General features: G+C 42.2%; 14 protein-coding genes and 2 pseudogenes. 5 read left to right on the forward strand and 11 right to left on the reverse strand.

The annotated features are described in order from the left end of the window. The first annotated feature begins 40 nt into the window (after window positions 1–40). The 5 genes from CGC64_RS09345 (at window position 41) to CGC64_RS19110 (ending at window position 3,778) form a co-directional block, all read left to right on the forward strand. The gene (locus CGC64_RS09345; RefSeq protein ID WP_005677631.1) at window positions 41–361 is read left to right on the forward strand and encodes a hypothetical protein; all 321 of its coding nucleotides are present in this window, start codon (window positions 41–43) and stop codon (window positions 359–361) included. A 44-nt stretch (window positions 362–405) separates the two neighbouring features. Then, a complete protein-coding gene (locus tag CGC64_RS09350; RefSeq protein ID WP_005677632.1) occupies window positions 406–1,062 on the forward strand; it encodes a hypothetical protein in 657 nt (218 codons plus the stop codon). Between the two features lie 267 nt (window positions 1,063–1,329). Continuing rightward, window positions 1,330–2,124 (forward strand): hypothetical protein, encoded by a 795-nt coding sequence (locus CGC64_RS09355; protein WP_005677633.1) that lies wholly within the window; start codon window positions 1,330–1,332, stop codon window positions 2,122–2,124. Window positions 2,125–2,288: 164 nt separating this feature from the next. After that, entirely contained in the window at window positions 2,289–3,257 is a 969-nt protein-coding gene (locus tag CGC64_RS09360; RefSeq protein WP_005677634.1) for a DUF4848 domain-containing protein, read from the forward strand. Between the two features lie 200 nt (window positions 3,258–3,457). Next, the gene (locus CGC64_RS19110; RefSeq protein ID WP_236588797.1) at window positions 3,458–3,778 is read left to right on the forward strand and encodes a PH domain-containing protein; all 321 of its coding nucleotides are present in this window, start codon (window positions 3,458–3,460) and stop codon (window positions 3,776–3,778) included. A gap of 133 nt (window positions 3,779–3,911) precedes the next feature. Here the strand turns inward: CGC64_RS19110 and mobV are convergent, their stop codons facing one another. The 11 genes and pseudogenes from mobV to CGC64_RS09415 all read right to left on the reverse strand — a co-directional run bounded on the left by mobV (window position 3,912) and on the right by CGC64_RS09415 (window position 18,107). Continuing rightward, window positions 3,912–5,252 (reverse strand): MobV family relaxase, encoded by a 1,341-nt coding sequence (gene mobV, locus CGC64_RS09370; protein WP_005677636.1) that lies wholly within the window; start codon window positions 5,250–5,252, stop codon window positions 3,912–3,914. 183 nt (window positions 5,253–5,435) lie between these two features. After that, window positions 5,436–6,404 carry a toprim domain-containing protein gene (locus tag CGC64_RS09375; protein ID WP_005816488.1) on the reverse strand — a complete coding sequence of 323 codons (969 nt, stop codon included), beginning with the start codon at window positions 6,402–6,404 and terminating at the stop codon, window positions 5,436–5,438. A 327-nt stretch (window positions 6,405–6,731) separates the two neighbouring features. After that, the gene (locus tag CGC64_RS09380; RefSeq protein WP_005677638.1) at window positions 6,732–7,805 is read right to left on the reverse strand and encodes an AAA family ATPase; all 1,074 of its coding nucleotides are present in this window, start codon (window positions 7,803–7,805) and stop codon (window positions 6,732–6,734) included. Window positions 7,806–7,817: 12 nt separating this feature from the next. After that, a pseudogene (locus CGC64_RS09385) lies at window positions 7,818–8,124 on the reverse strand (DUF3853 family protein). A gap of 222 nt (window positions 8,125–8,346) precedes the next feature. Then, window positions 8,347–9,363, reverse strand: coding sequence for a hypothetical protein (locus CGC64_RS09390; RefSeq protein WP_005677641.1), 1,017 nt, complete (start codon window positions 9,361–9,363; stop codon window positions 8,347–8,349). 13 nt (window positions 9,364–9,376) lie between these two features. Next, window positions 9,377–10,669: a site-specific integrase gene (locus CGC64_RS09395; RefSeq protein ID WP_005677642.1), complete on the reverse strand. Its 1,293-nt coding sequence runs from the start codon at window positions 10,667–10,669 to the stop codon at window positions 9,377–9,379. A gap of 322 nt (window positions 10,670–10,991) precedes the next feature. After that, a pseudogene (locus CGC64_RS19335) lies at window positions 10,992–11,087 on the reverse strand (transposase); the annotation flags it as partial. A gap of 191 nt (window positions 11,088–11,278) precedes the next feature. After that, window positions 11,279–13,051, reverse strand: coding sequence for a DUF4091 domain-containing protein (locus CGC64_RS09400; protein ID WP_005677643.1), 1,773 nt, complete (start codon window positions 13,049–13,051; stop codon window positions 11,279–11,281). A 32-nt stretch (window positions 13,052–13,083) separates the two neighbouring features. Then, window positions 13,084–14,286 (reverse strand): glycoside hydrolase family 88 protein, encoded by a 1,203-nt coding sequence (locus tag CGC64_RS09405; protein WP_005677644.1) that lies wholly within the window; start codon window positions 14,284–14,286, stop codon window positions 13,084–13,086. A 1-nt stretch (window position 14,287) separates the two neighbouring features. Further along, window positions 14,288–16,243, reverse strand: a complete 1,956-nt coding sequence (locus tag CGC64_RS09410) for a heparinase II/III domain-containing protein (protein ID WP_005677646.1) — start codon at window positions 16,241–16,243, stop codon at window positions 14,288–14,290. Between the two features lie 19 nt (window positions 16,244–16,262). Then, a complete protein-coding gene (locus CGC64_RS09415) occupies window positions 16,263–18,107 on the reverse strand; it encodes a heparinase II/III domain-containing protein (protein WP_005677648.1) in 1,845 nt (614 codons plus the stop codon). Window positions 18,108–18,135: the final 28 nt, after the last annotated feature.

Genomic DNA, 18,135 nt, shown 5'->3' on the forward strand with positions numbered 1-18,135 from the left:
AATATGCTGAATTCAAGAATGCCCATAAAAATTCAATAACATGAAAATATCCCTTTTATTTTTAATAGTTTTATTCTGTGGCTCTTGTGCCGGATATAGGGTTAGTCGTTTCACCACTGATCCTGTGAAAATTGGCTCTCCAAAAGAATTGGTTTTAAAGAAATATGGTCCTCCTTTTAAAATTAATTCATATAATAATGGAAACAAAACATTAGAAGTTCTTTATTATAAAGAACCTATGGTTGTAGCTCGATACGAATATATCTTAACAACAAGTCTTACATTCGATGATTCTATTTTAGTTAAAATAGAACAAGAGGAAGAACCTACACCAGATAATATTAGAATTATAAAAGAATAATAATTGTGTTTTTTAGTACATGTTTAATCAAAAAGAAAAGCCTTATGAAGATTTTACAGTATGTTTTTTCTTTTTTCTTGCTGTTGATTGTTGTTGGTTGCAGTAATGATCCAGAAGAAGTGATAAATGATTTCAAAAAGGAATTGGATGAAGTTAACGAAATCTCTCAAATAAAAAGTGCCTTTGAAAGTAAGGGGTTTAAATCAGTAGAAGAAGCTGCTGCTTATGCAAATAGTTTGATACAGGATATTAAACCTATCTCCAGAGCTATCAATGAAGACGATTATGTTGAGAGGATATCCCCTGAAGTAATGGAAGTAATAGAGAGTATGAAAAACATAAAAGTTGATACAGAGGCTTCCCCTGAAACTCTAAGGCTTCAGCTCAAAAAAATTGTGCAAAATAGTACTCTATCTCCAAACTCCCAAGAATACAATATTCTAATGAATTCTGTAGATATAGCTGTTGAAGCTATTTATTATGTTATGGAGTTAGAAGCTCCTAAAGCTACAACGAGAGGATTTTGGGGGACGGCATGGAAAGTAGTGAAATGTGTTGCAGGAACTGCAGGATCCGCGGGATTAGGTGCGGTTGGTGGTGCAGGAGTTGGTACTGTCACACTACCTGTTATCGGTACAGTATCGGGAACCGCTTTAGGTGGGTGGAGCGGCGCCTTAGTAGGAGTTGCTACTTTTTGCTAAAACATGAAAAAAAGCACTCTGATAATGATCTTTTGTCTATCAACATTCATTATAATCCCACTGCTTGTTGATTTATTCGAACAGGAATATTATACAAAATGCTTCGTAATAGTTTTTCTGTTTATACTATCTGTTAAAGGATTATGTAAGAAAATCGTGCAAAAATCCTGATTGTTCATTTAAATAAATATCGCAGAAATGTAAATTGACAGTGGATTTATTTACAGCCCTTGTGTGTGATGCTTTTATTTTCATGCTTTGGGCATAATGATGAAAATCAATATGTATAGAAAGGTGACTACATTAATTAGTTTTGCAGCATTTGTTTTGTTTTGGATCATCATGTGTCCTCTTGGGATGTATGGTCAAGAATCGAAGTGGGTTGGTATGAATCCTGTGAGAAAACGGTATTTGCGTTTTCACAAAGATTTTGCAGTTGATTCGGTTAAATATCCTATTTGGGAATATCAAAATTCTGTTATTTTTGCAAATTCCGGTGTTACTCTTCAATTCAAGAAGGGTGGACCGTTTTTTTACACAGACCAAAGTCCTTTACATAAAGGGGAATATAATGTGTCGGGGGTAATAGCCCCATTGTGGAATGGTCACGTTTACGGCATGGGACGCCAAATGAATTTAATTGGTATTGGTGTTTTTAACTATGCTGCTATTGGATATAACAAATCATTGTCAGATAATTTATTTGCTGATGTTGCATTGCATGCAATGAAGTTGAGTACCCCTCGCCATGTGGATGAAACATTTGGTATATCGGGTAAACTTTCTTATTCCTTTAATTCCCGAATGAGTTTGCATGTATTTGGCGGTTTTTTATTTACTCCTGTTACTTCATTCAGCCGTAATGACTACGGAGGCAGTGTTGCTTTCGATATAACGGATTCTTTTGGAACGGAATTAGGTATAAGGGGTTATCGTGAATATCCTTTTGAACGTGGGGGAGTTACTCCTATCTTAATGCCTTACTATAAATTTAAAAAGCATAAAGTGGAAATGGATTTTGGTGGATTTTTACAAGAAATAATATATGGATTGTTTAAATAAAAAGTATCATTTATGAAGAAAATAGTATTTGTATTGTTCGGATGTTTGATCATCTTTCAAAGTTGTAGTAATGTGTTTTATAACCATGCTAATAAAACGGAAAAGGTTACTGTTAAGGTAAAGCCTTTTAAATAAAATAATTGTTTAATACAAAATCATACACTATGAAAATTGAAAAGATTTTTGGTTGTATTTTGAGTGCATGCATGATTGTAAGCTTGTTATCTTGCAATAGCGAAAATGAATTTATCGGTTCTGCACAAGAAACCATACCGGATGTTGAGGTTTCGACAATGGATATGTGGGTAAAAGAAACGAGAAGTGTTAGTGAGTACTTGAATATGCCAGTTCTTCATTTTAAAGATGAACAGGTGTATAGCGAGACACTCCGGCAGCTTAAAAACATGACAGAAAATGAAAGATTTACTTATTTTCAGCAGTTGGGCTTTGAAGGGGCGTATATTTTATGGGAGCAGGCAGATAGGGAGCTCGATAAAATATTTGATATGGAAAGTGATGATTCTCACTTAATACAAGAGATGATAAATACGTACAAGGATAAATATTCAGATATTTTTTCTTTTAATACAGTTGACTTATTCGACGTTACCCCTTATTTTACATTCACTGATAATGATTTGTCCTTACTCGGTAATATAAAAGGTTACGTTGTAATCGGTAATAGTCTAAGAGGGCCTAAATATGATTATCCTACTTATGATTTGGATGAAGTTGTTTCAGCTACACAGGCAGCAGAGCCAACTCCGATTGAGCCAGGTTTTAAGGGATTTAAAGATGCTTCATTAACAATCAAGAATGGAAAATATAAAAGCACAATGACTATTGGGCGTATCGTTAATGGTAATTCTTTTGCTGTGGAATTTAAAACTAAAAAGAAACAACTTTTTTGGAAAAAGAGTGTTAAGGCCGGTTATTCGGCTATGTTAACAATGAAAAGCTCAAAGTTTAATTATAAGAATACAGTCTTTTGTCCTTATGGAAAAGAGGTTTCGATTTTAAACCTACCCATAGAACGAGTTGGAAATGTCTTTGATGCAGTTGTGGAAAACTTTAAATCTTCAAGGGGAGATGCAAAAGGAAACCAATCATTTCATAACATACGTGTAATATAGTCAACAGTAAAGATAGCAATATAATGAGCGTATATAAATCAAAGTTTCAGCCGATAATGGAGCGCTGGTCTCTGGTGTTAAAGATTGTCTTATTAACTACTGGACTTATGTTTCTATTAAGAACTTTTATGCTACAATCTTTGCAGGATCAAATCGCAAGCCTGTTATTGGGTACCATTCTTGTATCTATATACATATACATGCTGATAGTGATTCCTTCATTTATTTGTTTGGAAAAGGATCAACTCGTTATAAAAAGAGTGTTTGGTAAGAAATGTATTCCGTATTCTTGTATTAAGAACGTTTTTGTTTATGACGGTGTTCAAAATGATGTCCGTTATTTCGGAAGTAATGGCTTTTTGGGGTATATAGGTGTAATGGGCAGTACCCATTATGGGAAATATTATTCCTATGTAAAGAATCCCAATCAACAAATTTTTATATTAACAGAAAAAAAGAATTACCTCTTAAGCTGTGAGAACAGAGATATGTTTATAAAAGATTTGTTGATTCACTTATAATATGCTGAATATTAATATGGTCTGTTGGAAAATATAGTTATGATATTACTTGACGGGAAGAATATGTTTTTTATTCTTCCCGTTAGTTTTTTAGAGCACTAATAATTAATAGCCCCTCTCTGCTATTAAGTGATTATATTTTCAATCCTTTTCGTTGCTTGTTTTCAACAGGTGTGTTTAGCCCTAACTTTTCTTTAATTTCCTGATATTTCTTCCTGAACCAATCGAGTATGGGTATTCCGTCAATGCACAGCCTGAATTTTCCTTTCTCCTGCGGGTTCCTCTCCACTGTTGCCGTTGAGTGCTCCGTCCTGAACTTCTCCTTGTACTCCTTTGAATAGAGCCTTCCCTTGAATTCCACGGGTTGCAGGCTGACAATTCGTCTTGTCAGTTCTTCGGTGAAGCCCACTTCCCGGCATTGTTCTGCTATGGGTATCAGTTCCTTTACAATAGGAAAGTAGGTGTCTATCAGTTCCAGCCGATTGTCGTATTCTGCGATTTTCTGCCGGTAGCTCCGGTCAACTTTGTTTATCTCGCTGCTGTGACGGTTTTCCATTTTTGTCTGCTCCCTCTGTTCGGCTTGCACCTGCTTTTGCAGATTCACAATGTTCCGTTTCAAATTTTCATTCTCCGCTTCCAGCTTCTTAACTTTGCTGCCGCCGAAAAGTGAGCTCACCCCGTCCGCTATGGCTGTGGTGGCGTTCACCGCCGCCCCCTTCATTTTCTGCACGTTGATTTCCCCCTTTACCTGCTTCAGCTTTTTCATTGCTTCCTCTTCCAGCCCCAGCAGGTTTTCTATGTTCTCTTGCAGGCTGTCCTGCTGCTCCACCAACTGCTTGTAGTATTGCATGGTGGAAATATGCTTTGCCAATGAGCCGTCCACGCCTCTCTGCAAGCCGTACTTGTTCATGGCTTGGGCATAAGTGTCCTGATAGTGTTTTAGCCTGTGCCTCGCCATTACATCATCTGCGCAGAGTCTCACGTCCTGCGGGTTCTTCTTTCTGTACTTTTTCTTCCCGTTCTGTTCTTCCTGTCCGGCTTTCCTTCGCTCTCCGGTCACTATCGGTATGACTGTGGCGTGTATGTGTGGTGTCTTCTCGTCCATGTGCAGTACTGCCGATACGAGGTTCTGCTCCCCGTATGTTTCCCGGATCCATTTCAGACTGTCGTTACACCAGTCTTCAATCCGTCCTTCCGCTTCCATTTGCTTCATGTCCTTGTTGCTTCCGGTAAGGAGTATCCGGATTGCCTTCACCTGATTGGCGCTCACCTTGCGTCTGATGCCTGCCGTTTCTATCCGTTGGGCTATCGCCTGCGTGCGGTTCCTCACCCCTTCGGGAAACTGTACGAGCTCCCGGTTCAGGTGTGTGCGCGTTCTGTCCGCATTCTTCGGGTGAACGGTGCGCTCTATGTGTGCGGACATCCTGCTGTCCGTCCCTTTTGCCTTTTCCAGATGCAAAACTGCATATCCCATAACTGTCAATAATTTCAGGTTAATACTTCCCCTGCCTTGCTTTTATGCCGCATGGCAGACGGGGTTTCCAAAGGGGCGGCGCCCCTATGGCTCGTTGGGGCTTTTTTAGCAATGTGTGCATTGCGTTAAGAAAAAGCCCTAATGAGCTATGGCTTTTTTCAAAGCCTTCCGGTGGCTGTGCGGCTACATCCTGATCCCTTTGCCTTTCTTCTTCGGCTGCTCTGTCTGCCGTTGCCTTTTTTCCGCTTCCGGTTTCTCTTGCTGCCGTTGCGCCTGTCCTGACCTTTTATCCCGCAGGAAGTCGTTCAGATCGTTGTACCCTTCGTATATGTGCGATGCGTCCCGTATGCGTAGCCCGTACTCTTTTTGCAACTCCTGAACGGCCTCGATTCCCGCCTTGTCGTTGTCAAGGAAACAATGGATGCTTTCATAACCGCCCAACGGTCGGATTGCTTTGGAAAGGTCGGAAGTCGAGTTCAGTACGATGTAGTCCTGTCCGTCAAGTTCGGGACGGTCGGGACACCTTTCCAGCCGCAGGGTGAGGAAAGAGAGGTAGTCCATGAATCCCTCGAAGATGTAGCATGCCTCCTTCGACTCCGATTGTCGTATATGGGTGATGTCCTTCGGTGCTATGCATCCCTTGAAATGCTTGTTGCGTATCTCGTATCCTCCCGAACGGTTGGGGAAGCCTATAGCATAGTATGGGGTTTCCCCGGTCAGATAGCGGACCTCCCTGCATTCTCTTTTTGCCAGTTCCGTATTTATTCCCCTTTGCCGCAGGTAGGTATACAGGGCGGGAGAGGAGAGCGGTACTACCTCCAACTGCCGGAAACTCGGCTTTGATAAGGGTTGCTTGCCAAAAGAGAAAGAGACCGGGCGCACGTTTTGTGCCTGCTCCCTTATCCTTTCCAAGAGGTAGGGCAGACTGTCGGATGCGTATAGCTCCTGTGCCAGTGCGATGATATTACCACCTTTGCCTGCGCCAAAATCATACCATAGGTTGCGTTCGGTGTTCACCTTGAAGGAGGGTTCCTGTTCGTCCCTGAACGGTGAGTTGTACCATAGACTACCACCCTGTTGCCTTACCGGACTGTATCCAAGACTGTGCAGATATTCCTCTATGCGTATCTGCTTCGCTTCATTCATATTCATCATATTTCTGTTTTAAGTAGATATTGTTTTTGGGTTTTTCGCCCGTACCCTTTCATGTGTTACGGGCTGCATCCGCTTTACTTTACTTTGCTATATATATGCCCCCAGACTAAAGTAAAGCGGTTTCCGGTCTGTGCCGTCATGGTGGAGGCCTGGTATGAGACCATACCCTTTTCCGTACTGTCATACCGTTGTTCTTGTCAAGTGTGAATATTATTTTTTCTTTTCGCCCGTATCTTTTTGTATATTACGGGCTATATCCACTTTACTTTACTTCCGTATATATATGGTACGGGACTAAAGTAAAGTGGTTCCCATACAATACCGCTAATAGTGAAAATCGGGTTTGAAGGTGTATTTCCTGCCGTTCTCCTGTACTATCATCCGTTTGTTTTTCAGTACTGTAATGAGGTCTGTCAGCCTGTTTCCCCCAAGCATGACACCGACAGAGGCGTAGGTTTTCCTCAATTCTTCCGCAAGCTCCTTGTAGCCGTATTCATCTTTGAGTGTGAATGCCGCTTCCAGTGCGATGCGGTGCTGCTTCTCTGTGATGTCCTTGTAGGGGTCGAACTTCTCCTTTTTCCCTTTTCCCGGATCCTTGTGTTTGAACAGGTATTCGTCCAGCAGTTCGGGCAATGCTTCCCCGTTGATGCGGAATGCGAACGGTTCGAAGTTCATCGCCCTGATATGTGCTGCCTTGACCGTACTGATGTCGGGGTCCTTCTCGTCCTTCTCCACTTGCAGCACTGTTTCGGCCTTGTTGCTAAGCTCCGTTCCGATGTGTCCCCTTGCGTTCTCGTCCCCCTTGTTCTGATGCAGTATGGTGTGTATGTGTATGTGTCTTTCCCCCGTCCATGTCATCAGCAGGGAGATTACCTTCGTGGACTCGCTGGGGCTGTTGATGTCGTACACCATATCCCGTATTCCGTCAATGACTACCAGCCCTACATTTTCGGTGCGGTAAATGGCCTCCCTCACGATTGCTATTCGTTCCTCGGGCGTGTACTTCCTTAGGACAAGGAATTCAAGGTCTTTATGGTTCCTGCCTGTCGGCAGTCCCGCCATGCGCAATATTCTTTTTGCCACTTTCGCACAGTGGTAGGAACTTTGTTCGGTATCCACATAGAGTATTTTCCTCCTGTTTTCGGGCAGTTCCGCCGTGTAGCTTAGCACTGTCCCGTTTTTCAGTGCAGCCGCCACGATTGCGGAAACATTGAACGTTTTCTTGCTCTTTGCTTTTCCGATTGATGCGCTGAAGTTCCCCAGCGTGCCTATGACGGAACCGTGTACTTTCAGTATTTCGGGTGCCCTCTCGTAGTCTTCCGAAAGGTCGAGCCGTGAGGCTTGCCACAGTATCACCGCCGCTTCGGGCGTGACTTCTTTTCTTTCTCTGTACTCCATGTCCGTACCTCCTTATCTGCGTCCCCCGCTTTTGTGTCCTGCCAGTTCGAGTGCCATGTCCGCATCTACGATGATTTTGCGTCCTATCTGCGTAATGGCTCTGTCTATCTTCCCACTTTTCTTGATGCGGTTTGCTGTGGGCATACTGCACCCGAACAGGCGTGCTATGCCGCCTATCCCGTACACGTATTTCTTTTCCGTATCGGCTGCGGGCTGTGCTGCTCTCGCTTCCCTTTCCTGCAGGGCGTCGGTTCAGTAATATAAATTCCTCTCCCGTCATCTGCCATACGGGCTTTGATAAAAGTTCTCTGATTTCCATGTTGGAATGAATTTAACGTTTGTACTGTAAGCCCTGCGCACGGGCTTTTTTGTTTCGTTCGAACAGTGCAAAGTTAATCCCGAATACGGGTGGTAAGGATGTGGATAGCGTGAATGGGGTATCACGCTATCTCACTAAATATCAGAAGATAATAAAGAGTGGTGAAAAATATTTCGGGTGGTAAAAGTGGTTGTTTCGTGGAATGTCGTGGCGTATCGCTGACTATCGGAATATTGACTGCATTTCCTTCGCAAATATCTGATTGCTGTCACTGGGAAAATCGGAAACGGGTTCTTTGTATTTTGATTTATAGTATGTGTCGTCTATTCCCAGCAGGTTCATGATGTCCTTTCTCCATTTTTCTCTGTCTGGTTTGTGCAGTGTTTCACCCATAAGGAAAATAAGATAACATACACGAGCCTTTTCCCTCGGTCTTATTATCAGTTTGCCTTCGCACGGTTGCAGGTTCATGCTGGCGTAAAAGTCCAGTTCGGAAATGGCTTCGAACTGTTCACCGTTACATTTTTCGTAAACGGCTGACAAGAGTTTCATGGGAAAATAGGTGGGTGAGGGTGTCGGTGTGGCGGCCTCTTTTTCTTCCCCTTCCTTTTTCTTTTGGCCGGTCATGTATTTTTCGAGGATTGCCAGCAGCGATCCGTCCAGCCTGTATATGTCTCCGCAGCGGTTTTTCAGGTATTGTAGGGCTTCCCGCCTTGCCTGTTCCTTCTGTGCATATAGTTCATCCAGCTTGGCTTTCTCCCTGTCGTATTCCCGTTTGCACTGCCCGTATCTTTTTTCCAACCTTTCCTCTTCCTGACGATCATGTTCCCTGAAACCGACTGCCTCCAAAGATCCGTTAGCTTCCATAAGTTCCCGGTAATATTCGTTTGTGATTTGCATTTGTCTTTCGATGTCCCGGTCATGACATCTTTCATGCTGCCGGCAGATATGTTCAATATCGAGACGGTCGAAAAACTCCTTGCAGGTATTATACATTGAGATATTGTTTTCAATCTCCCGTTTCAGGCTGTTCAGCAATATGGAAAAGTGCGTACCCTCCGTTTCAAGCATGAGGCTGATAAGTGCCTTTTCAAAGGTCTGTGTGTCTTCATACTCTTTGTAAAAGTCATGAATGAACTTCTGCTTCTCAAAAGAGAGGCCGTCACCGGATGTTATTTCCGTATATGTCTTGTTGAGTTTCCCGTAGCGGGGTATCATTGAGGTTATTCTTTCTTCCATGCTATTGTTGTGTTTACAGTTGGTTGAATTTGTTCATCGCATTGGCCTTGATGTCATCGGCAACGTCTATGTATGGTTTCATCGCCTTGTAGTCGCTGTGTCCCGTCCACTTCATCACCACTTGTGCGGGAATACCCAATGCCAAAGCGTTGCAGATGAATGTCCGTCTTCCGGCATGGGTTCCCAGCAGGGCGTATTTGGGTGTGACGGTGTCTATACGTTCATTTCCCTTGTAGTAAGTTTCCCTTACCGGGTCGTTGATTTCCGCAAGTTCCCCCAGTTCTTTCAAATAATCGTTCATCTTTTGGTTGCTGATGACCGGAAGTGCCTTGTGATCTTCAAAGTGTACGCTTTTGTATTTTTCCAGTATCGCCTTGCTGTGGTTGTTTAACTCTATGATAAGGCTGTCCGCTGTCTTTACGGTGGTCACTTCTATATGGTCGGGCTTGATGTCGCTCCGTTTGAGGTTGTACACGTCCGAATAGCGCAGCCCGCTGAAACAGCAGAACAGAAAAACGTCCCTTACCCGTTCGAGATACTGCTTGGTTTGGGGTATCTTGTAGTCTTTCAGTCTGTTCAGTTCCTCCCATGTGAGGAATATCACTTTTTTGGGTGTGTTTTTCAGCTTGGGCTTGAAGCTGTCATAAGCCATGTTCTGATTGTACCCTTTCTTGAAACTCCACCGCAGGAACCATTTCAGGAAGGCTATCTGCTTGCCTATGGTGCTGTTACGCATATCTTTCTTGTTACGCAGGAAGTCCACATAGTCATTCAGACCGTTCTCGGTGAACGTATCAAAGGAAAGTTCATCCCTGAACTCTTTCAGGTGGTTCTTTACCGCAGCGAATTTTTCGTAGGTTGCGTCTGTCCAGTCGTTCTGTTTCCCGCATTCCCTTACAAACTCCTCGAACGCCTCCCAAAAGCTGATTTTAGGTCCTTCGGCTGTTTCCTGCTCTGTGACTGGTGCATCCTTCATCCTTGCATTGAAGCTGTCCTTTATCTGTGCGGGTGTGGGTAGTACGTTCTGTACTTCAAACTCTTTGAAGATGTTCTGTATCTCCGTATACTGTCTTAGCAGGTCTGCATTGATTTCGGATGCGCTTAGCTTCAGTTTGTTTGTGCATCCGTTCTTTACCCTTTGTTTGTCCGTATCCCATTTGGTAGCGTCAATGCGGTAGCCCGTTGTAAACTCTATACGCTGGCTTGCGAATATCACACGCATACGGATAGGCACATTCTCTGTGATTGGCACACCGTTTTTCTTCCGGCTTTCCAGTGCGAAAATGATGTTTCTTTTGATATTCATAATTGGGTGTGTTTGAAAATTGACACCCAAAAATACACCCAAAAAGTGAGATATGCAAAGATATTAAGAGATATTTTATTTTCTGTTTGCTTTGTAATAACTTGGTAATTAACAAGATATTACGAGTTTGTGATATTGTTTGAAATGATAGGTGATAGAACCTGTCTCTCCGCTGAAACAAGAACGAAGGACTTTACAAAAGCCTTCAAAAAGTCATTCAAAGCACCGTATATCAGCTGATTACGGTGCTTTTTTATTTTTGCGCCCCAACAAGGTGAAGGCCTGAATGTGGGTCAACGTAAAAACCTGAGGGATTTTCATTTTATGCATATAATTTAACGAGTCTATATAAAAAGAAAGCTTTATCTCTTACTCCTCTGAACTGTGCTCTAAATGCTTTGATTTTAGCATTGAAATCCGGCACAAGTGTATCGTGATCGCGAATAGTAGCCGATAAGGTTTAAATATTTTATAAAAATATTTCACTACATATATGAACAAAGAGGATGCGCCCAGGGTACATCCTCATATGATATTATCTCAGAATTAATTGTGGTTTGGCTATGCCTCGGCAACTAATTTAGAATAGTAATGCTGCGAATTAAAAAATTATCGCTGATTTAAAAAATCGTGCAACTCTTTGACCATTTGTGGAGCAATCTTCTGATAGTTAACTTTTTTACCCGGCATAAAACCGCTAAGTAATCGTTCGAGTTGTTTTTGTTTCTTGTGGGCATTTTTTATGCAAAACTCTGTTTTTAAAATACGAATCTTTTCGAAAGCTTGTACACCTTCTACAAGGCGCTCGAAACGGATGCTGCTTCGTGGACCGGGATAGATGCTGTAACAGTCGCCTGCAGCCCAAGAGCGGAAGCGCGAATCTTGTAGAGGTTGTTCCGTCCAACTATTGAATGACCAACGCAAGTAACCGTCGTAGTCGGCTGCTGCCGTGTGAATAAGTGTCCATGTTGCTTCGACGGGCTGTGAAAAGGTGAATGTGTTTGGGAATGCCTCTTTACAACAGGTATAGAAGGTACTAACCTTTCCTTGGCGCCTACGTTCGGCTTTTACTTTGTCTGGGAACTTGTATGTATAAGGAATGCAGAGGTCGTATAGATCGGCTTCTAATTCATCGTGATATTTTCCCGCTAGCGAAATCTTGAATGCCGGATCGGCTTGCTTTATTACACTGATAGCCTCTTGCATGGCTTCCATTGGACGTTCGTCCATGGCAATCGTTGTTTTTTCGAACCACCCTTTTTTACGAAGATGTTTCGAGAAGTCTTTCAGGAATGCCCCCCAATAATCGTTATAGGCCGAATCACCAGGTTTGGTATTGATAAAAAGTATCCGATTGGTGGCTTCATCATAGTAGTCGAATTGTAAATTCCAGGGAATTATGGTATAACAGTTGATTTGTTTTCTTATTCCAATTTCATTCATCATAAACTCAACCCATTTGTCGAATACGGCATAGTCGTAAAACCAACTGCCATCAACCTTTTTGATGCGCGTAATCATACTGTCGAAATGGTCTTGTGTCTGGCCGGCCCAGGGTTTGTGCATGATACTTGTCGTAATCACTTTCTGGCCTGCATCAGCTAGCATCTTCATGATGGGACGCATGGCATCGAAATGGGCTTTGCTCCATAGCTCTACCTCATGGTAACGAGCGACTGAATAAGGGTTTTGCCAGAGATCGAGGTGAATAGTCCACTGTGGCGGAGGAGGTAAAAGTCGATCGACTATTTCTATCTGGTAGGCGAGTGTTTGTGGAGATAGGTTGTTTCCTCTCACTGTCAGATGGCCTTTGTAAATTCCGGCTTTAATGTCTGAAGGAATCCTGATCTTAAGCCATATCGGTTGGGTAGTACAAGCTTTCACTTCTATTTGTTTGGTAATGTCAAGGACATCTGCCACTAGCGAAGAATCCCATTCTGTGGTAAAAGGACGTTTTCCACAGCCTCCTTTCCCATCTTTGTTAAGTTCGTCAGTCATTACGTAGCGTACAAAATACGTGGAGATTGCAGTAGCTGGGATGGTGTGGTTGCCGTTTGTCAAGGCACTGGTTTCAAGTTGTACTTGATGGAGATCGTTAGCTGTGTAAAGTACAGCTTGAGCATGAACACGCTCTCCTTTCCATCCTCTCAGTACCTGTTTTGTCGAATGGAGTAATTTTTTGGGCACACTCTTTTTCGGGTATCGGACATCAATAGAGCCCCATGCGAATCGGGGTTGGACTACTTGACTCCATATCTTGGAACTATCGTGTGGCTTGTTATCGGTTAGTTCCTCATATTGTTCTAACGGGTATTTCTTGGTCTGTTGGGCTGAGGCATAAACTGTCCATCCTAACAGAAGCATTATAAAAAGATATTTCATAATATAAGTGGGTAAGTGAGTAATTTTATTTTTTATTTCATAAGATCACGTTTCCGTTTCAATGCTTCTAAAAAGTAGTAGTCGGCATAGTTGAGCGGCACATCGATTTCGGACTGATGGGGTATGCTGCCTACTGAATGCATAAGTAGAAAGTTTCCGTTGGTACCGAGTGCGGCACGATATTGTTTGGATGAGAGTGTTATCATGATTCGGTCGGCATATTCCATACAAAAATGTGCGTCAGGTAGCTCTTTTATGGTGCTAAGTTCGTAAAGTGCAGAGGCCATACATGAAGCCGCCGAAACATCACGAGGTTCATTTGGAATGTCCGGAGCGTCCATATCCCAATAGGGGATCAGATCCTGGGGCATCGAAGGATGATTTTTCATCATTCGGAAAGTGTTCATTGCTTGGTGGAGGTATCGGGAATCATGGGTGTAGCGATAACAGAGAGTGTAGCCGTAGACGGCCCACGCTTGTCCACGGCTCCAAACGGATTCATCGGAATAACCCTGTGCAGTTTGTCGGCTTCTTACTTGACCGGTTCCGGTAGCATAATCAACGACATGGTAGCAACTTCCATCTGCTTTGAACTGCTCTTTCAAAGTTCGATCAGCATGCGATACAGCAATTTTGTGGAATACGGAATCACCCGAAAGTCGGGTGGCTTCGAAAAGTAACTCTAGGTTCATCATATTGTCAATAATTACTGGGCAATCCCATCCCCGTTCTGCTTGCCAACCAAATTTTGTATCCCAAGATTGGATGATTCCGGCAACCGGTCTGAACCGTGTTTGTAGGGATTTGGCTGCCTGTAGAATTACTGAACGGTAGGTTGTGTCACCGGTGAGGCGATAACCATTTCCATAACTGTTGTTGATTATGAACCCTATATCATGATGCCACGTCAAGTACTGAGCCTCTTTTAGCGCTTGGGTATATTTTTGGGCAACTGGAAGTAACTTTGGATCACCACTGAGTTCGTAGAGATACCATATCGAACCTGGGAAAAAGCCACTTCTCCAGTCGGTGTATTTACAATAGTACGTACGGCCGTCTTTTCCTAAGGTGACTGGATTCATAAATTTGCCGCTTTTCTCAATAGCTTGAATCTCATTTCCGATTTGTTTGTAGGCAAATTCAATATTTTCATCAATCACATTGTCGTTTAATTTATGCGTTGTATTGCATGCATACAATAGTCCTAGAACTGAAAATAAATAAATCAATTTCATATTATTTTATTTTAAAAATTTTATATACGTAATGTCCATTCAATTCTTTATTTATGGCTTTTAATGAAATACGGTACAGACGCTCGCCCCATATATTCGACAAACGCGGATCTTGAAGTGTAATCTTTTCTACTTCACAACAAAATAGCCGGGGGTTGTAGGAAAGGCATACTTTTTCATTTTGTTTCACTTGGACGGTGAGCTTTCCTGGCGTTGAATCGTCTACGTCGTTCCAGGTGAGGAAATGAATTCGGTTGGGCAAATGGGCCGCATTCAACTGAAATTTTTCTTTGATAATAAGTTCGCTCTTTTTTAACTGGTAGGTACGGATCCATTTCTGGATCTGCGCCTCACGAGAATAGGCCGGAGCGATGTTCATAGAAAGCGACATTCGTCTGATATCGAATTCAAAGTTATCTGCTTTGTAGGTGTTGCCATACTGCTGAGAAAAACCGTTTATCTGGGGTAAATTATGATAATCGCTTTGCATGGTCCAGATTTTATAACGTTCCTTGCTAAAGGTTTGCCGGGTATAGGTGCCAACCCCTACATCGATAAAGACTGGTATCGAATCAGAATAGAGAATGAAACTGCCTACATCATTGTGGTTATGGCTTTCATTGTTATATCCTCCCTTGCATGCAACGAAGAAACTGTTCTTATGATACATGTAGCAGAACTGTGTTTCTGGATAAAAAGAGTAGGAAGGGATTTCGAACTTGGGGGATATCTTTAATATTTCAGGCAGGCAAGAAAATGCCCGTAATCCTCGATAAATATCCGTGCCGATTTGGGTGAGCGCAATCCGTCTTTGTTCTTCTTTCATTTGAAGAAGAAGGTAGGAAGAAAACTCCTTCATAAGCTTGCTGTCTACGCCTTTGCCATAAGCATAGAGAAGCGAAGGTTTCGCTTCTCCACGGGCTGAGGCATCTGCGAAGTTCACGACCCATCCTTTGCCGGCATAGGAACGTACGATGTATTCACCCATGTTACGAATAATCGGATGGTGAAAGATATCTACTTTTTTACTTGTTCCTATAGAGAGCAATTCGAGATAGTCGTAGAGCTTTCCGGCTGCATGTCCCCAATACCCGGGACCCTCTTCGCAAGCTCCATCAGAGTGAGCGTAATTAATGAATTGGTCGACTGAACATATTGTGCGATAGATTGCTTCAGCCAGTTTGTTACGATCGTTTTCCCAAAGCAGATAACACTGTAAGACATTGAAATTACACCAAGGTGTCCAATTGTTAACTAGTAATCCTGGTTTATAGTTGATTGCTTGCCAACGGAAACGGCTCACATTCATGTATGGTTTAAAAATCTGACGATGGATTTCACGTTCCAAACGTACATTGATTTGTGGTGAGATGGCATCAAACTCTTTTTGAAAAAAATAGTGAGCCCATGACATTAATGCAGCTATTTCACCGCTGCTTAAGTCAATAATAGGATCATCAAGTTCTGGCAATGCCCTTCCTGATTTCTGCATGGCTGTCAAATGAGCTGAGACAGCCCACGTTGTTTTCTCACAATTAAAAAAGATTCCGTCAACTATTTGTTCTAAAAATCGTCCCTTTCCTTCGGCCAGCTCAGCCAGAATTAAGGCAGAAAGGGCCATATTATTTTTATTATGAGGTCCCTGCATCCGGTTACGGCTGCCGATACGTTCATAAGCAAGAAAATCAGAGGCTTTGATGACCTGCCAATTGTATTTTAGAAATTGCTCTCCTTGCCGGATAAGATGATCTTTATAATCTCCTAAAAGAGCATTCCATTGCTTACGGTCGGAATAGGGTGGATAGATAACCCACTTCTGTTCGGTGACGAGGGTTGATTTTAGTTCATCCAACGTTACCTCTTTTTGCAAAAGTTCGCGTTTTTCGTATCCCCACAAAGAGATATTGATTCCGAACAGTAACAGACTGGTCAAGTATAGTATGCGAAAGCAAATCATATTATTTTTCTGTTGTTAGTTAATCATTTATGGAACTCATTTTTACCTTTAGGGTATTTATGCGTTCACCGCTATGTTCAAATTGTAATAAGGTGAATCCATGGATAGGTTTCTCATTTGCTGAGTTTGTTTCAGCTTCTTTTGTAAAAAACTTGGCTCCTTGCGGTTCAAGTATAGTAAGATAAAGCTTCTTATCACCCGATGTCAGTATAGCCCTGTTCTCATCTGTTTTAACCGTTTTTTTTGTCACAATCGACCATCTGATAATATCGGAGGTAGAGAGTAGGGTAATGTCATCGGTTAACACGATGGTATTGGCATCTTGTTGCTTAAATGTGCGGGTGAATTTGTTTGTATTTGGATAGAGTGTAGTCATTTCGAGAACAACTTGGGGCTCTTCAGATTGGATATCCGCTTCTTTTATAAAAGCACGTCCTAGCGGATATTGGATCTCATCATTGATAGTTACTGTGTTATGTGCCTGATTGGTGTTTCGAAAATAAGACCACCGTAATCCGCTTGCAGAATAATCCCAAAAACCGGGAAGATTATACTTCTCTGCTCCTGTTTCATCAGTCCAGCGCACGCCCTCCGATTCGATCATAAACGAGCCTCCGTCCAAGTGTTGATGAGCCATGTCGGGATCGGCACCTTTACCAACAAGAAAGAGGGAACCAGCTGCTGTATCGCCGTTAAACACAAAAATATCATTTACTCCATAGAAAACTTGTAACTTGTTGGGAGTAACAACGGTTGAAGGAGCATTGTCGTACCAAGGAATGCAAAGGAAGAAATGCCATTTAGGATTTTCCTTCTTATTTATTACATGCTTCTGAATGAGGGCTCTATACCATGATGCTACTTCTGGTTGGTTGTAATATTTACTATAAAAGAAAAAAACAGGTGATTTGTAGACTGGGTAGTCTTCAGGCGAATCGGCAAAATTGAAAACTTGGTCGGACGGACTGACAGTATTAACATAATAGCGTGCAGTTTTACTTATACCGGGGAGTTCTCCCAATCCGTAGTCGGTTTTGAAATTATCATTAAGTAATTTTAAGAACATGGCAAGATGCATTGTGGTATATTCCCAATAACTAGGTCCTTCATAGCAAACTCCATCAGGTTGGAAATGTTTTAGGCAATTGGGTATATATTTCACGGCATTGTCTATGATTTCTTTGGCTAAATCAGGGTAATCTTCACTGATGGCCAAAGCGCCAAAGGACATACCTGTGTTACATACTACATTCCAATTTGTTTCGCGTTTAGCCCAGCTTCCTTCGTCCCCGTTTTTATACTCTTTTAAGGCTATTAGAAGAGCATGTTGAAGAATACAGTTTTTTGCTTTTTGCCGAATCTCCGGTGAAAGGTCATGGTACAGCCAATCATAAGCAATTGATACTGCAATTGTCATTTCTGCCGTATCGAGAAAATGAACTTTATTCCAATCGGGATATTTACAGATCCATTCTAGGATGGTTTCTGATTCTTTGAGAAAAGATTGTTCTTCAAACATTCTATAGGCCAATGAAAGTGTAATTAGGCGATAGACATAATCACGTGCGGCAGTAAGCAAGGCACTAGTCCCTGTCTTATAAGGATATTGGTCGGCTCCAATCAGTTTTTGAGCTTCCTCACGTAGATAGACGGACAGTTCTTTCATTAATGGATCTGTAACCATCAATTCACGTACCCTTTCTTCCTCTGCAGCAGAAAATAGCAGTCGGGGGTGTTCTGCTAAGAAAGGATCTTTGTCATCTATATCTTCTTTTTCGTTTCCTACTGGAGAGTCAGATTTTCCACACGATGAGAATAGCGGAAAAAGAAAGAAGGATAAAATCAGTAAAAATCTTGTTGTCATAATGAATGTTTTTTTATCGGACAGATGC

It is taken from the genome of Bacteroides caccae, assembly GCF_002222615.2.
Lineage (GTDB): Bacteria > Bacteroidota > Bacteroidia > Bacteroidales > Bacteroidaceae > Bacteroides > Bacteroides caccae.

What these genes read in the sequence shown, in the direction of transcription:
- CGC64_RS09410 (WP_005677646.1), bottom strand. Translation starts at nt 16,243, where the DNA reads ATGATTTGCTTTCGCATACTATACTTGACCAGTCTGTTACTGTTCGGA.
- CGC64_RS09345 (WP_005677631.1), top strand. Translation starts at nt 41, where the DNA reads ATGAAAATATCCCTTTTATTTTTAATAGTTTTATTCTGTGGCTCTTGT.
- CGC64_RS09405 (WP_005677644.1), bottom strand. Translation starts at nt 14,286, where the DNA reads ATGAAATTGATTTATTTATTTTCAGTTCTAGGACTATTGTATGCATGC.
- mobV (WP_005677636.1), bottom strand. Translation starts at nt 5,252, where the DNA reads ATGGGATATGCAGTTTTGCATCTGGAAAAGGCAAAAGGGACGGACAGC.
- CGC64_RS09355 (WP_005677633.1), top strand. Translation starts at nt 1,330, where the DNA reads ATGATGAAAATCAATATGTATAGAAAGGTGACTACATTAATTAGTTTT.
- CGC64_RS09360 (WP_005677634.1), top strand. Translation starts at nt 2,289, where the DNA reads ATGAAAATTGAAAAGATTTTTGGTTGTATTTTGAGTGCATGCATGATT.
- CGC64_RS09380 (WP_005677638.1), bottom strand. Translation starts at nt 7,805, where the DNA reads ATGGAGTACAGAGAAAGAAAAGAAGTCACGCCCGAAGCGGCGGTGATA.
- CGC64_RS09395 (WP_005677642.1), bottom strand. Translation starts at nt 10,669, where the DNA reads ATGAATATCAAAAGAAACATCATTTTCGCACTGGAAAGCCGGAAGAAA.
- CGC64_RS09400 (WP_005677643.1), bottom strand. Translation starts at nt 13,051, where the DNA reads ATGAAATATCTTTTTATAATGCTTCTGTTAGGATGGACAGTTTATGCC.
- CGC64_RS09375 (WP_005816488.1), bottom strand. Translation starts at nt 6,404, where the DNA reads ATGAATATGAATGAAGCGAAGCAGATACGCATAGAGGAATATCTGCAC.
- CGC64_RS19110 (WP_236588797.1), top strand. Translation starts at nt 3,458, where the DNA reads ATGCTGATAGTGATTCCTTCATTTATTTGTTTGGAAAAGGATCAACTC.
- CGC64_RS09350 (WP_005677632.1), top strand. Translation starts at nt 406, where the DNA reads ATGAAGATTTTACAGTATGTTTTTTCTTTTTTCTTGCTGTTGATTGTT.
- CGC64_RS09415 (WP_005677648.1), bottom strand. Translation starts at nt 18,107, where the DNA reads ATGACAACAAGATTTTTACTGATTTTATCCTTCTTTCTTTTTCCGCTA.
- CGC64_RS09390 (WP_005677641.1), bottom strand. Translation starts at nt 9,363, where the DNA reads ATGGAAGAAAGAATAACCTCAATGATACCCCGCTACGGGAAACTCAAC.